At 47.8% G+C, this 14,346-nt stretch carries 10 protein-coding genes and 7 pseudogenes; 9 read left to right on the top strand and 8 right to left on the bottom strand.

Annotated elements, in window-relative coordinates:
* Position 1: 1 nt before the first annotated feature.
* The 3 genes from DY231_RS24815 to DY231_RS24805 form a co-directional block, all read right to left on the bottom strand.
* On the bottom strand, positions 2 to 706 hold the full coding sequence (locus tag DY231_RS24815; protein WP_305954895.1) for a fimbria/pilus periplasmic chaperone: 705 nt from the start codon (positions 704 to 706) through the stop codon (positions 2 to 4).
* A gap of 54 nt (positions 707 to 760) precedes the next feature.
* Positions 761 to 1,321, bottom strand: a complete 561-nt coding sequence (locus DY231_RS24810; protein WP_172588756.1) for a fimbrial protein — start codon at positions 1,319 to 1,321, stop codon at positions 761 to 763.
* A gap of 76 nt (positions 1,322 to 1,397) precedes the next feature.
* Positions 1,398 to 1,952: a fimbrial protein gene (locus tag DY231_RS24805; RefSeq protein WP_147295674.1), complete on the bottom strand. Its 555-nt coding sequence runs from the start codon at positions 1,950 to 1,952 to the stop codon at positions 1,398 to 1,400.
* Positions 1,953 to 2,533: 581 nt separating this feature from the next.
* Between DY231_RS24805 and DY231_RS24800 the strand changes: the two are divergent.
* Together DY231_RS24800 and DY231_RS24795 are read left to right on the top strand one after the other, a co-directional pair.
* Positions 2,534 to 3,537 (top strand): annotated as a pseudogene (locus tag DY231_RS24800) (IS3 family transposase).
* A gap of 3 nt (positions 3,538 to 3,540) precedes the next feature.
* Positions 3,541 to 4,234, top strand: a pseudogene (locus DY231_RS24795) (IS1 family transposase).
* A 91-nt stretch (positions 4,235 to 4,325) separates the two neighbouring features.
* Here the strand turns inward: DY231_RS24795 and DY231_RS25500 are convergent.
* The 3 genes and pseudogenes from DY231_RS25500 to tnpA all read right to left on the bottom strand — a co-directional run.
* Positions 4,326 to 4,409: pseudogene (locus DY231_RS25500) on the bottom strand (hypothetical protein); the annotation flags it as partial.
* Between the two features lie 413 nt (positions 4,410 to 4,822).
* Positions 4,823 to 5,062 (bottom strand): annotated as a pseudogene (tnpB, locus tag DY231_RS24790) (IS66 family insertion sequence element accessory protein TnpB); the annotation flags it as partial.
* Entirely contained in the window at positions 5,049 to 5,357 is a 309-nt protein-coding gene (gene tnpA / locus DY231_RS25715; protein ID WP_440898617.1) for an IS66 family insertion sequence element accessory protein TnpA, read from the bottom strand. The gene tnpA and the pseudogene tnpB (DY231_RS24790), both read right to left, overlap by 14 nt.
* Positions 5,358 to 5,617: 260 nt before the next feature.
* Between tnpA and DY231_RS24780 the strand changes: the two genes are divergently transcribed.
* The 6 genes and pseudogenes from DY231_RS24780 to DY231_RS24750 all read left to right on the top strand — a co-directional run bounded on the left by DY231_RS24780 (position 5,618) and on the right by DY231_RS24750 (position 11,300).
* Complete coding sequence (locus DY231_RS24780) at positions 5,618 to 6,556, top strand: LysR substrate-binding domain-containing protein (RefSeq protein WP_147295673.1); 939 nt, start codon at positions 5,618 to 5,620, stop codon at positions 6,554 to 6,556.
* Positions 6,557 to 7,335: 779 nt separating this feature from the next.
* Complete coding sequence (locus DY231_RS24770) at positions 7,336 to 7,602, top strand: transposase (RefSeq protein WP_147295672.1); 267 nt, start codon at positions 7,336 to 7,338, stop codon at positions 7,600 to 7,602.
* 122 nt (positions 7,603 to 7,724) lie between these two features.
* On the top strand, positions 7,725 to 8,072 hold the full coding sequence (tnpB, locus tag DY231_RS24765; RefSeq protein ID WP_042922210.1) for an IS66 family insertion sequence element accessory protein TnpB: 348 nt from the start codon (positions 7,725 to 7,727) through the stop codon (positions 8,070 to 8,072).
* A 48-nt stretch (positions 8,073 to 8,120) separates the two neighbouring features.
* A pseudogene (tnpC, locus tag DY231_RS24760) lies at positions 8,121 to 9,660 on the top strand (IS66 family transposase).
* A 114-nt stretch (positions 9,661 to 9,774) separates the two neighbouring features.
* Positions 9,775 to 9,918, top strand: a pseudogene (locus DY231_RS24755) (IS3 family transposase); the annotation flags it as partial.
* Between the two features lie 614 nt (positions 9,919 to 10,532).
* The gene (locus DY231_RS24750; RefSeq protein WP_115632139.1) at positions 10,533 to 11,300 is read left to right on the top strand and encodes a hypothetical protein; all 768 of its coding nucleotides are present in this window, start codon (positions 10,533 to 10,535) and stop codon (positions 11,298 to 11,300) included.
* A gap of 262 nt (positions 11,301 to 11,562) precedes the next feature.
* Here the strand turns inward: DY231_RS24750 and DY231_RS25275 are convergent.
* Positions 11,563 to 11,994 (bottom strand): annotated as a pseudogene (locus DY231_RS25275) (IS3 family transposase); the annotation flags it as partial.
* Positions 11,995 to 12,220: 226 nt separating this feature from the next.
* Here DY231_RS25275 and DY231_RS24735 point away from each other — a divergent pair.
* Positions 12,221 to 12,865: a DUF6904 family protein gene (locus DY231_RS24735; protein ID WP_256682708.1), complete on the top strand. Its 645-nt coding sequence runs from the start codon at positions 12,221 to 12,223 to the stop codon at positions 12,863 to 12,865.
* Between the two features lie 43 nt (positions 12,866 to 12,908).
* On the opposite strand, the gene DY231_RS24730 is transcribed toward DY231_RS24735, so the two are convergent.
* Positions 12,909 to 14,312 (bottom strand): ISNCY family transposase, encoded by a 1,404-nt coding sequence (locus DY231_RS24730; RefSeq protein WP_034500118.1) that lies wholly within the window; start codon positions 14,310 to 14,312, stop codon positions 12,909 to 12,911.
* Between the last annotated feature and the right edge of the window lie 34 nt (positions 14,313 to 14,346).

Raw genomic sequence — 14,346 nt, 5'->3', positions numbered from 1 at the left:
ATTACTCCATCACACTTTTTTGTGTTTCGGAGTTGGCACCAAAATCACTGACGGTCTGATAAGTGATTGCCCCCTGGGCGTTGCCAGGAATAGAGACAGAGGCTTTCGTTTGTGGTGCGACCATGGTGTTAGGTAATTTTGTGTCACCCGCTTTTAATTGCACCAGCGTGATGTAATAAGGCGTGGGGTTATTAATCGTCAGTTGTTCGCCATTGCGATGAAAGCGCAATTTTTGCGGGGCTTCTGCTGATTTCAACGGCAGGTTATCAGGCCGAACAAATAATTTTATCCGGCTAAGAATCGCTAGCTGCAATACATTTTTATTCTTTATTTTTGAGCTGGCAGACGGAATGGCTTTCACATTCAGCCAGTAAACACTTTCGCGGTCAGTGGGCAAAACTTTGCTGCCGACATACATCACACGCAAGGTGTTTTCTTTTTGTGGTTGAATAACAAATAACGGCGGGGTGATAACAAAATCTTCGGTTTTCACGCCATTGTCATCTTCCACCCAGGACTGCACCAGAAATATAGCTTTATCATCGCTGTTATTGACCGGCATTGACACCTGGCTATTTCCAGTCGGGTAAATTAAACGCGTTCCGCCAAGGGATACACCGCCAGCAAAAGAGGCAGCGCTAATAAATAAAGGCAGAAAAGCCAGCGAAAGCAGGGCATTTCGTTTGAGCGAATTTTTGAATAACACAATAACCTCGTTAAAACGTAGAAAGCATTATGACTGGCGGTGAGGGAATGGGGTTTACTGATACAGCACGATGAAACTGGCCGTTACGCTGGCATCACCGGAAACCACGGTTTCGCGAGTGGCGCGATATTTCGCCATAAAATGCAGTACATTCAGGCCGTCGATAAGCGTTGAGAAAGAGCGGGGTGCGCTGTTGGGCACCACCAGGTTGGATTTTTCATCGTAGATGCCAAGACCCACGCCCACAGCGGAGCCGGGGCCATTATCCATCCCTAATACCATCGGATCTTGCGGGTCGGCATTGCCCTGAAAAGCAATACCCGCAGCCTGGCTTACGGAGGTGTCGCAGTCTGTCAGCGTCAGAGTAAATGCTACCGGGTCGGCCCATTGCCCGACGCTCGACAGCTCTGCTCTCCGCACTTGTCCCATCTGCACTTCTGCGTTGGTATCACCGAGTGCGACCACGCAGGCTGAGTCCATCACGGCCCCCCGGAAATGTGCCTGCCCACCCGCCACCGTTACCACAGTTGCGGCGTTAGCCGGAGAAAACATCAACGTTAAACCGCTACACAGCAGTAAAAAAAACGCAGGTGGGAGGCGGTTGCTCATAGTCATTTTATTCATTTCCGTAGCGATACAGGTTCAGTAATGCTCGCCTGAAATCAGGCGAGCGGCTGAAACCCAACAGGGATCAGGAATATGTCATGGTGAAGGTTGCAGTGGCGTCAACTGAACCTGAAACAACGGCAGCGGCAGTAGAGATGTAGTCAGCACTGAAATGCAGAGTGTTATTGCCATTGATTAAAGCGGTTTTGGCAGACGCGACGCCCAGGTTCAGGGTGGCACCGGTGTTGTCATAAATCTGGATGCCCACGCCTGCTGCAGAACCAGGGCCTGCACCGTTAGCCAGCACGCTAGTCTTGCCTGCTACGCCATTGCCATTAAACGTCACCTGCGCATTAGCAGAAACAGTGGTATCGCAGTCAGCCAGGGTAATAGTGAATGGGACTTTCTGGTTGGCAACCATATCTACAGCTGTGAATTTGGCTGAACGAACCTGGCCCATATCCACTTCTACATTGCTCCCCGCATCACCCATAGCGACTGAACATGCAGCATCAATAACTGTACCGGTGAAGTGAACATTACCACCCTGTACTGATGCGGTTCCTGCCGCCATTGCTGAACCTGACATTGCAACCAATACCGCAGCACCCAAAACACTAGTTTTCCAAGTTCCGAACATAAGATAATCCTTTAAAGTAAATTATTTTGAAAATGTCTTTAAACGTTAAAAACGTGCTTAGTATCTATATATTTTTAATAAAACATAGAAATATTTATGTCCATTAAAGGACTATTTTAAGTGTAAATATGGCTGTGCTTTTAATTGTGGGTTCCGATAGAATCACGTTGTTATTCAATGACGATCGAAATGAGTTTGGGATGTGCTTTATATGGAAATGTTAAGGAATTCTAGGCGGATTTTAGAACATGGCATTCTGATAATTTCATGAAGTTATCAGAATCTGACGATATTTTTTTGATATCGTAACAATCGAGTTGTTGAACAGAGAAGGAAATAAAGCAATGCCTTTGTCTTTCCCTTATATGCGATTAGCTGAGAATGCAGAAGGGTGAGTGCTTTGTCTGCTTGCGTATTTGTATGCAATATTATGATTTCATGGTAATGCCTCCAATTAGTTTATCTGGTGTATAATATGGCCTTTTAAGGTATTCCTGTGGCCAGCGTTATTGTTCATTGATCCTACCCGCGAATAGTGGACACGAGACTAAGTGAGTAAACTCTCAACCGATGTGACTCACATGACAAAAACAGTATCAACCAGCAAAAAGCCCCGTAAACAGCATTCCCCCTGAATTTCGCAGTGAAGCCCTGAAACTCGCTGAACGCATCGGTGTTGCTGCCGCTGCCCGTGAACTCAGCCTGTATGAATCGCAACTTTATAACTGGCGCAGTAAACAGCAGCAACAGCTCTCATCCTCTGAGCGTGAAAATGAACTCGCTGCTGAAAATGCTCGTCTCAAACGCCAGCTGGCGGAACGGGACGAGGAGCGGGGGTGCGAGGCTAAACTCACGCCAGCAGTTCCGTCTGAGTTGTGACAGCGCCGTGCACGAGGCTTTTCACCGGGCAAAACAGCGCTACGGCGCACCGCGCCTGACCGATGAACTGCATGCTCAGGGTTACCGCTTCAGCGTGAAAACCGTGGCAGCCAGCCTGCGTCGTCAGGGGCTTCGGGCGAAAGCTTCACGGAAGTTCAGCCCGGTCAGTTACCGCGAGCATGACCTGCCGGTGTCGGAGAACCTGCTGAAGCAGGATTTTTACGCCAGCGGTCCAAACCAGAAATGGTCGGGTGACATCACCTACTTACGTACTGATGAAGGCTGGCTATATCTGGCTGTCGTCATCGATCTGTGGTCACGTGCTGTTATCGGCTGGTCGATGTCGGCACAGCTGGCCTGCGATGCGCTACAGATGGCGTTTTGGCGACGTAAGCGCCCGGAAAATGTCATCGTTCACACCGACCGTGGTGGGCAGTACTGCTCAGCGGATTATCAGGCGCTACTGAAGCGGCATAACCTGCGCGGTAGCATGAGTGCAAAGGGTTGTTGTTACGATAATGCCTGTGCAGAAAGCTTCTTCCACTCACTGAAAGTCGAATGTATCCACGGTGAACGCTTTATCAGCCGGGAAATGATGCGGACTACGGTGTTTAATTATATCGAGTGTGATTACAATCGGTGGCGTCGCCACAGTGCCTGTGGCGGACTCAGCCCGGAACAATTTGAAAATCTGAATCTCGCTTAGTACATTACGTGGGTAGGATCACATTGCCCTCACTGCAAGTCTGATGAGGTCTGCCGCTACGGGCGCACCCCGTCAGGGCATCAGAGATTTCTCTGCAAATCATGTCGTCGCGTTTTCAGCTTTCTTTTATCTATGAAGCCCGTAAGCCCGGCGTACAGAACAAAATCGTCGATATGGCCTTTAATGGTTCCGGTGTCCGTGATACCGCCAGGACGCTGAAAATTGGTATCAATACGGTCATCCTGGCTTTAAAAAACTCTCGCCGCGTCGGGTAACCACCTCTCCGGTTGCTCATGCCGATATAGCGCTCATCTGCGAACTGGATGAACAATGGAGCTTTGTCGGCAGTAAAGCCCGGCAACACTGGTTATGGTATGGCTATAACACGAAAAATGGCGGCGTTCTGGCTTATACATTTGGCCCGCGAACCGATGAAACCTGCCGGGAGCTACTGGCGTTACTGGCTCCCTTTACTGTCGGTATGTTTACCAGCGATGACTGGGGCAGTTATGGCAGAGAAGTTCCGAAGGATAAGCATCTGACTAGCAAAATCTTTACTCAGCGCATTGAACGAAACAACCTGACGCTGCGTACCCGAATCAAACGGGTGGCTCGCAAGACAATTTGTTTTTCGCGCTCTTTCGAACTCCACGAAAAGGTCATCGGCGCTTTTATTGAAAAATACATGTTCAACTAATCGGAGGCATCACCGATTTCATATGATGAAATTGATTTGGATGGTTAAAAGCAACGTGATTAAACTATTTAAATAGCTGCACCTAATACCGCTACACTTTTGCCTGAACATGTTTACCTCCCGGGAATGGACTGACGGTTTGCATAAAATGGTGAACCTTTCTCAGCAACTGCCACTAGTTGTACTTGCCCTGATTTTCCAGAACCATACGAATAGCAACCTGTCGTTTCCCAGGGGATATACACAACTTAACTTTAACTTTAACTTTAACTTTAACACATGCCAGCAATGATGAAACCGTCAATGAAAATCCATTATTGGACTTCTATTGAAGTAGTGTAACTAATAAATCATTATCAGTGATAGTCCAATAGTGGACGCGCATCGAAGGGATATAAAAGATTATAATGAATAAAGACTCAGTTATGCCTTGTAGCGGTTTTAATACGAAATAGCTTCGCCAAAAGGGAATGATTATCACTTTTTTAGCTTTATCATTTTATCTTCACAACGCATACCTTTAATTCAATTTTGATAAGAGTAACTATGAATCGTGTTCAAAGAGACTTTGATTGCAAAACCGTAAGTGTCGTTTGCCCGTGGCCAGCGGAAGTGACCTTTGTGCAGACGACGGACACACAACCAGACCCCGTGCTTATCCCAGCGCAGCACTTTGCATCGGGAGCGGGCTTTGTTGGTGAAGATGAAGGCGGCACCTTCGTGCCACGATGATTTGAGCTCATCCTGAACATACTGCGTCAGTGTATCGATGCCACGTCGCATATCCACGGGTTTCACGGCGAGAAAGACATTTTCAGGCGTTAGCATGTTTGAGCACCCTGAAGACATCAGTGAGCTGAGTGGAGTGGCAGCTCATGCGAGTGTCCCCGGGCAAAAACAGCATGACAGGTTCGTTCACCACCTGCGGTGTGTTTGCAGCAGGAGATTGAGTGGAGATGTGCACGGGAAGCAGTCCTGACTCATTTTCCCTGCGTTCAGCTTTCGCGACATCCTGCGGCCATTCGCGCATGGAATTAAAAGAAATGGCGTGCAGTTCGTAAAATTGCTGACGGGTAAGGCCGCTGGCACGCCAGTTTTCGACGTGCTGTTTTTTCTCTTCAATGGACCAGCGTTTTTTGGCATCGATTGACTCCGGTAGATACGGTTAACTGATGCCGGCAATGCTAACCGACTGAAAATGTCTGTGAAGATGAGTTCACCGGATGCTTACTATGCACCATTAGTTGACGACGTAACATTGCCCCTGTCATCGGGAGAAAGCGATGATATGCTATGAGTATGAAACCTAAACAACCTAACGATTTAGAATAATTGGCCAGTTATGTCCTGACGACCAAAAACCAAACGGCGGGAAACGCAGAAATGATTTATGATTCTATTATTAACAATTTCGAAAAGATAAATTCTTTCGATTTTAATTTACTGTTCATCTTTGAGACTATTTTTATCTACAGTAGTGTATCCATCGCTGCAGATAAACTAGAATCTAGCCCTTCATCGATTAGTCAGTCTCTTAATAAACTGCGCACTTATTTTTCCGATCCACTTTTCATACGTAAGGGACAGGGGCTAGTTCCTACTACGGTTGCTATTCATTTACATGAAAAAATCAGTAATGAGCTTGGTTGGCTTGTTAATAGCCTGGTTAACACATCGAATATTAACACTAGAAATAAATTCACCGTTTACTCATTACCGTATACTGCACAGATCGTTCTACCTAAAATATGCGCATTAATTCATAAATTGAAATTACCTTATGAATTGACTCATATCAGCGCAAATGTCTCACTGAATGAGTCGGAAGACATTCTAAACTATCGTAAAGCGGATCTGATTTTTGATACGAAACCTCATTATGGTAATTCTACCGTAACGGTCCTTTACATGCGGGAAAATATCGTTGTTGTTTGTAATAAGGATCACCCGCGCCTTGACAAGGAGTTAACTCAAGAAGACATCCGCCGGGAGAAGTTTACTTATATCAATATTAATACCCAAGGACTCAAACATGCTCAAGATATTGTTCAGGACTATGAAAGTGGGCGTCACATTTTTTTCAGCAGCAGTTCCGTTGAAGTTAATGCTGCTGTGACCGAAACGACCGAGTGTGTCAGTTTTGTAAGCGAAAGCTTTTTCAAGAAATTTGGTGAATGCTTTAACCTCAAATCTCTAAAATATGAGATCCCCATTGAACCCATCAACTTCTATATGAGTTACAACAAAAGTGCTCTAAGTAATGAAAATTTCCTGCGCTTAATCAATCTTCTTAAAGAAAATATTCCTCCGGAACTAAAATAATCCTTGCTGCTTTTTGCTGGGTATCTTGCGATATAACATATCTATGTCCTGCGGATGGGTAACGTTCCGGTGAACTCATATTGACAGGTCCGATGAGGCTGGTCGCAGGAACTGAGTCAGTTGTATTGTGGCTCTAAAGCTACGTGGGACGCAGGTTGTCGCTATTAACGTTGTCAGGGATGCAAGTCCTTAGTGCGGATATCGGTCGCTTTCTGTCAGGCTCCTTCGCCGCCGAAGGCGAACCCCGGCAGCGGCGCAGCAACTCGTCCAGCTCCTCTTCCGGCCAGCCCGGTACCCGGGTAAGGGCATCTACGCGATGGTCGGTTCTGAAACCCGGGTTTATGACATGTGGCTGAGCTGGCCATGCTATCCGCAGAACTGGTGATCGGGCGATGAAATTAAAACGGCCGCAGCCGGAAACAAGGTCAGTGAGGAGCGAGAATGAATATTGAATTGCATGCCTTCATCCCTATAGACCCTGCTAAGCCATTACGAGCTGTCAGGCTTCGCCTGATTTACCGATCGGAGCCGGTATGACAGACGTAACCTTTTGTTTTCTTTTATTTCCCCCCTGTGTCCCCGAAATACGCGGGGCGGCTTGTCCAGGGCACATTGTGTAAGTTGGGGTAGGTGAGGTATTTGCAGGGGGCCGGGACGAGCACGGGGTTTTAGTGTTAGGGGGATTAGAGGGATGAAGGGTAAGCGTCGTTCCAGCACCGTCTGGCAGAACCTGACATTTCTGACAACATAGTGGACACCAAATATGGTGGACGCTATCCATGAATTCATTAACTTCTGTTCGTAAAAAACACCCCAACTATCCCGTTGAGTTCAAAATCAAAATGGTCGAACTCTCATACAAACCCGGTGTATCAGTCGCACAACTCGCTCGTGAGCAGGGAATTAACGACAATCTGTTGTTCAAATGGCGTCAATACTGGCGTGAGGGAAAGCTTCGCGCGCCTCAACACTCTGATACCAACATGCCAGTGCTGATCCCTGTAACACTCAATGCTGATACTGCTCCCGTTGTTCAGCCTCCATAGGAAGCGCATGAACCTGAAACACTCAGCGTCACCTGTGAAATAACCTTCCGGCACGGGACGCTCCGCCTGAACGGTGCCATCAGCGAAAGCCTGCTGACAATGTTGATACGGGAGCTAAAACAGTGATCCCGCTACCGTCAGGCACGAAAATCTGGCTGGTCGCCGGCATCACCGACATGAGAAACGGCTTCAACGGGCTGGCCGCAAAGGTGCAGACCGCGCTGAAAGACGATCCGATGTCGGGTCACGTTTTTATCTTCCGCGGCCGAAGTGGCAGTCAGGTGAAACTCCTCTGGTCAACTGGCGACGGGCTATGCCTGTTGACGAAACGGCTGGAGCGCGGGCGCTTCGCCTGGCCATCGGCCCGCGACGGCAAAGTCTTCCTCACCCCGGCACAGCTGGCGATGCTCCTCGAGGGCATCGACTGGCGGCAGCCTAAAAGACTGCTGACATCCCTGACTATGCTGTAAACCTCTTTATCCTGGTCGTGGGCGAATGAGCCTGGTAAAATACCCCGGATGAACAGCCCGCTTCCCGATGACATCGATGAACTGAAACGTCTTCTTGCCGAACAGGAAGCGCTGAACCGTGTCCTGCTCGAAAAGCTGGCGGACCGTGAACGCGAAATCGACAAGCTGCAGGCACAGCTGGATAAGCTCCGCCGGATGAACTTCGGTAGCCGCTCCGAAAAAATATCCCGCCGTATCGCACAGATGGAAGCCGACCTGAACCGGCTTCAGCAGGAAAGCGATACCCTTACCGGCCGGGTGGATGACCCGGCGGTACAGCGCCCTCTGCGCCAGACCCGCACACGTAAACCCTTCCCGGAATCACTCCCCCGTGATGAAAAGCGCCTGCTACCGGCAGAGCCCTGTTGCCAGGACTGTGGGGGGGGCGCTGAGCTACCTTGGTGAGGATACAGCCGAACAACTGGAGCTGATGCGCAGCGCCTTCCGGGTTATCCGCACAGTGCGCGAAAAACACGCCTGCACGAAGTGCGACCGTATCGTTCAGGCTCCGGCGCCTTCACGGCCCATCGAGCGGGGTATCGCCGGACCGGGACTGCTGGCCCGTGTACTGGCGTCAAAGTATGCGGAACACACACCGTTGTATCACCAGTCGGAGATCTATGCCCGCCAGGGTGTGATGTTGAGCCGTTCTGTACTGTCGGGTTGGGTGGATGCGTGTTGTCGCCTGCTGTCACCACTGGACGAAGCCCTTCAGCACTATGTACTGACCGATGGCAAACTTCATGCTGATGATACGCCGGTCCCGGTCCTGCTGCCGGGCAACAAAAAAACGAAGACCGGGCGCTTATGGACGTACGTTCGCGACGACCGTAACGCGGGTTCTTCGCTGGCCCCGGCGGTGTGGTTCGTGTACAGCCCGGACAGAAAAGGCATCCACCCGCAGGCCCATCTTGCCGGCTTCAGCGGTGTGCTGCAGGCGGATGCCTATGCAGGCTTCAATGAACTCTACCGGGAAGGTCATATAAAGGAAGCAGCCTGCTGGGCCCATGCCCGGCGTAAAATCCATGATGTTCACGTTCGCACTCCCTCAGCGCTCACAGATGAAGCACTGAAACGGATCGGCGAGTTGTATGCCATCGAAGCGGATATCAGGGGAATGCCAGCAGAACAGCGGCTTGCCGAACGCCAGTTGAAAACGAAAGCGCTTCTTAAATCACTGGAAAACTGGCTGCGTGAAAAGGTGAAAACCCTGTCCCGACACTCAGAACTGGCAAAGGCGTTCACCTATGCACTGAACCAGTGGCAAGCGTTGACGTACTACGCAGACGACGGCTGGGCTGAAGCGGATAACAACATCGCGGAGAATGCTCTGCGGATGGTCAGTCTGGGTCGTAAAAACTACCTGTTCTTCGGCTCTGACCATGGTGGTGAGCGCGGAGCGTTGCTGTACAGCCTGATAGGGACGTGCAAACTGAACGGAATCGATCCGGAACGTTACCTTCACCATGTGCTTGATGTTATAGCTGACTGGCCGGTAAACCGGGTTGGTGAACTGTTGCCATGGCGCGCAGTCCTGCCCGCTGAATAACTTATCTTCGTCAATACGGTTCTCGGCATACGCTTACGATGAAGGCATGCAAATGGTAATATCAGGCCCTGTAATGATGATTAATGGAGAGATGTGATGCTACTAGACTTGGATATCCACGGGCAACGATTTATCAGCCGGGAAATCATGCGGACGACGGTGTTTAATTATATCGAGTGTGATTACAATCGGTGGCGCCGCCACAGTACCTGTGGCGGTCTCAGTCCCGAACAATTTGAAAACCAGAACCTCGCTTAGGGCCGTGTCCACATTACGTGGGTAGGATCCTATCAACACATTTACCATATGGGCGACAAACTTCAATTAACTGCTTAAGCGATTCGAACGGTTTTGCGCCAAAGATAAAAAAACTCTCATCAAGTTTCTTTTTCATCTTTAAAGAGCTGTTATTGTTAGCTGATAGACTGGGAGTCTCTATTAAAAACGCACTGATCAATATCAATTAATATAATAGGAGAAATTTGTGTGAAATGCCATGTCTACAAATGGATGTTGACCATTAGTAGACAATAGCTGAAAATGATAAAAAATTAAAGAAATCCTACATAACAGTTGAAGCTAAAGTACCACACCTATGCTTATGGACTGAAGCCAAGGTAATTGATATGAATTTAATATGTTTATTCTATCACTGATAATATCAGTGAATAGTATGTAACGTATTTTCGCATGGCTGACCTTAACAAATAAAATCTAGTTGCAATCATTGTGATAGATTTAATTTATGTTTTTAGTTAGTGTAATTACAAAGATATTTATAATTAATCTTGTATTACCATTGCTCTTTGGTTTATGTTTTTTCTGTAATTCAATTTAATTATTAATTTAATTTTTTAAAGGAATGTGCATTAATGAAAAATAGTAAAAAATCGCCAAAATCTAACGATCATATGTTTCTTACACAAAGTGAAGAAAACATAAAGCATATGCTTGACAAATGGCGTAGTGAAAATTTACCACATCGTGTTCATCTGGTCCATACAATCCCCGCCTCTTCACGCTTTGATGGCCCCTTGTTCAGGCAACGTGCTGAAGATGTACTAAATACATGGGATGTTATTTCTACATCGCTCATTGACTTAAATAAGATACCAAAAGTACCACCAAACGGAGTTAGAAGTAGTTTCACGAGAGATACTCAAATGTTTTATGAGATAGCTTTTGTCCTATATGTCCCCTGTCAGAATATAATTGGCACATTTTCCAAAGATGTATATTTCCCAAATCATGCTGGTCGTGAAAATGCAAGCCCGGTGGGAAAAGTAATAAATTCAGCTGCATTGTTTGAGCACATCAGCAGTGGAGAACGAAAACTAAAATCAAATGGTGACCGTTTGCCTCGGGTGGAAGGAGGGTACAATCAAATAACCTCACCAACGGAGATTTTATGTTCAACAACTCAAAGGACACATAATGAAATTCTTATCATCGGGAAATCAGGGGTTAATATTTACAAAGGACTACCTCAAACACAAAAGGTTAAAGTCATTGGAATAATGATTTGCCCTAGAAATATTCCAAGTTATCATCTTGATAATGATGAACACAATAAAAAGTGGATTAAATTACAAGATACTCTTATGTCTCTAAACCCTGGCGTTCCTTGCGAATTTGTATAATAAATTGTTAATATTTCTGGCATTGTGTTATAAGCACTAATAGTTATTATCTTCAGGAGGGGAGGTTGTTTGATTATGGATTTATTCATTAATCACACTGAAATGGAACGCTAATATAGGCGCTACCCATTCAGTAGCATGGGTGTAAGCGGCACATGTAGACCGTCTGTTGGTCTCCCTCCGGTTCGGAGAAAATAATGTCCTTCATTTTTTATAATGGACATTATCGCTGTGAAATATCGGACTTTGCTTCTCGAGGCTCTGCACTTACAGCGACCTCACGGGCAGACTCGGACCGGGTACAAAGCTCTCTGACTGCCTGACGTTTTACCTCTGTATCAAAGGGAGCATGATGATTTTGTACAACGGAGATGAGCCGCCGTTTGCCCGGGTGAAGCTCGTCCAGCCAGCGATTCAGCAACCAGTCACTGGGATACCCCAGGCTTCTGCGGGTGAAAGCCTGGCAGCAGCCATGATTAAGGTAGTGCTCCACAGCAGCCCGTTTTTGTTCACTGGTGTAGCGGGGTTTTCTCGGAACAGACTCAGGTAGCACACCACCGGCCTGGATTATACGAGCCCAGCGTCTGAGCTGCCTGGTGGAAGGATATCCGAGTTCCTGGACAACCCGTGAAGCTTTTTTCCCGTATTTAAAGTAGAGCTCAACAGCCCGCAACTTATCTGCGTACGAAAACATAAACAATCTCCTGTGAGTCCAGGAAATCGTCCGCACCCCCAGAGCGGACATTACAACTTTGCTACTACAACCTTTGTCAAACCTCAATTAAACTGACCGTTATCTGGCTCAATTGAAATGACCATTAATCCTGTTTCTTTTCAATTAATCTCGGTGTTTTGTTTAATACCGGATGCTGAATGAAATCATTACTGATAGTCTTTTTTCATACTGAAATAATGTGAAGATGGACGTTATGTTCCGATTTGAATTAACACCCAATAATGCCGGTATTATTTTATGGGGAGATACGGCAGCACTGGATGAATTACACCAGTTTATCCATTTCGCTGTGGACGAAAGTCCTCTGATAAAGATTAAAGATGGCTTTATGCTCGCCCTGGCCTATGACATCCGCAAAGCCCGGGAAGGTTGTCGCCGTACTGAGCAGTATCAGTATGAAGAAGGGGATTCCTATCAGCTTTATGGCGTGGAACTGTTATGGCCACTGGTCTTGCTTCAGTCTGCAATCCTCAGACGTTCAATGAGTTACATCCAGACAGATAAAAAACAGTTATCCATTATGTATGCATTCGAGCATCTTCTGGAGTCCGCTTTACAGGCGTTTCTGCCGGGTAACCGGGCAGAAGTGATGATAAAACTGGCCAGCAGCGCAGCTGACTCTGACTTTGAATGGCTTGAGGACAATATTGACAGCCGGTGTTGTTATTTCCTCAGTCAGCCACCTGCAAAGAGAAAAGAAAAACTGGATAAGATCCTTTGCTCCTTTGATTCACTCTGGAGTCAATATGCCCGTGAAAAGCCGGATACAAAAATGCTGAATACCATGAATAATACGGACTGGGTCTGGCCAGATACGATTCACTGGTAAGCACGTCATTAAGTTGTCGTCGCACTCATCAATAACGGTTGAATCAGCCAGGCTTTTTGCCAAAGATTTGCTCAGAACGCGACTGAAGCTGCTTCAGGGCTTCAAGCATGTCATCCTGGTTCAGCGCACGCTGGGTCTTTTTACCGGCCGCTCTGGGACGTCGTCGGGAAGGGCCATCACCTGCAGGAACGGACTGTGAGCGAGTGTCATCGCGGTTGCTCTGTACCAGCCGGATAAACTCAAGTGTTCTGCCGAGACGTTTATTATCAACAATGGCACCCTGGTCGATTTCAGAGAGCCGATCGTAGGTAGAGCAGGGAAGAGCCACACCATTCAGACGCAGCTCTTTTTGCCCATCGGGGTAATGATATACATCAATATACTTACCCATGGCGCGGCGGCTATATTCACTGTCTTCTATCAGATACAACATTTTATCGTATTGAATGGTCAGTGCTTTTGAGACCTTTCGCTTCTCGCGAACAGTGAATATCAGATCCAGATCTTCATCGTGTTCCACGGTGCGGTGAACATCAAAATCATGCCTCGGGATTTTACCAAAGCGTCGGTTGTAATCAGCCCTGTATGTTTCGGCGAATGCATTGGCCGCTTCCATTGAACTGATCCCCTGTAACCGGAACTCTTTCACCAGGCGGTCCTGCAGGGTGAGATGTGCACGTTCGACGCGACCTTTCGCCTCACTGGTATCGGCACAGATAGTCTGAATGCTCAGCTCGTGCATGGCCCGACCAAACTGCGTATGGCCATCACCCCCGGTCGCATTTTTGTTATTCACCCGAAAAACGCCCGCTTTATCACTGTACAGCGCCAGTGGCTTACCGTGTTTGTCGATGTAGCGTCGCGTGGCTTCAAAATAAGAGAACGTGGACTCTGATTTGACGAACAGAAGCTCCATAATTTTGCTGGTTGCATCATCAACGTAGACCAGAGCGGTACAGGCCGGGCCACGGTCTTCGAACCACTCATGGTCGCAGCCATCTATTTGTATCAGCTCACCAGTACACGGGCGCCGGTAACGAGGTTGATGGATCCTGGCTGCCCGTTGTTTACGGGGAACCCAGAGACCCGCACGCGTCATAATGCGCCTCACGGTCTCTTTACCGAGGATCAGACCGTGGAGCTCTGCGAGTTTTTCCTGCGCGAGTGTCGGACCGAAATCAGCATAACGTGTCCTGATAAGTTCCAGAGCCTGATCGGCAAGACCGGGCATAAGTTGCCTGTTACCACGCATGCCACGTCGCCGGTTGGCCATACCGAGCGGACCTTCTTCACGGTAACGCACCAGAAGCCGGCGGCATTGCCTGTCGCTGATCCCGAGGTGTTCAGCTGCGCGGTGCGTTGTCATTCGGCGCTCGATGACATCCTGGATAATTTTGACGCGGTTGATCTCTTTCAAGGTAAACATTCCTGAGCTTTCTGCGCACATGGCAATCTCCGGTAGTTTTTACTGATGAAAAACG

It is taken from the genome of Buttiauxella agrestis (assembly GCF_900446255.1).
GTDB lineage: Bacteria > Pseudomonadota > Gammaproteobacteria > Enterobacterales > Enterobacteriaceae > Buttiauxella > Buttiauxella agrestis.
The sequence above is the reverse complement of the archived record's forward strand: the minus strand, read 5'-3'. Positions and strand labels throughout refer to the sequence as shown.

Excerpts from the sequence above, each read along its gene's own strand:
- DY231_RS24810 (WP_172588756.1), bottom strand. The coding sequence starts at position 1,321 with ATGACTATGAGCAACCGCCTCCCACCTGCGTTTTTTTTACTGCTGTGT.
- DY231_RS24805 (WP_147295674.1), bottom strand. The coding sequence starts at position 1,952 with ATGTTCGGAACTTGGAAAACTAGTGTTTTGGGTGCTGCGGTATTGGTT.
- DY231_RS24780 (WP_147295673.1), top strand. The coding sequence starts at position 5,618 with ATGATTTATGATTCTATTATTAACAATTTCGAAAAGATAAATTCTTTC.
- DY231_RS24770 (WP_147295672.1), top strand. The coding sequence starts at position 7,336 with ATGAATTCATTAACTTCTGTTCGTAAAAAACACCCCAACTATCCCGTT.
- DY231_RS24750 (WP_115632139.1), top strand. The coding sequence starts at position 10,533 with ATGAAAAATAGTAAAAAATCGCCAAAATCTAACGATCATATGTTTCTT.
- DY231_RS24735 (WP_256682708.1), top strand. The coding sequence starts at position 12,221 with ATGGACGTTATGTTCCGATTTGAATTAACACCCAATAATGCCGGTATT.
- DY231_RS24730 (WP_034500118.1), bottom strand. The coding sequence starts at position 14,312 with ATGTGCGCAGAAAGCTCAGGAATGTTTACCTTGAAAGAGATCAACCGC.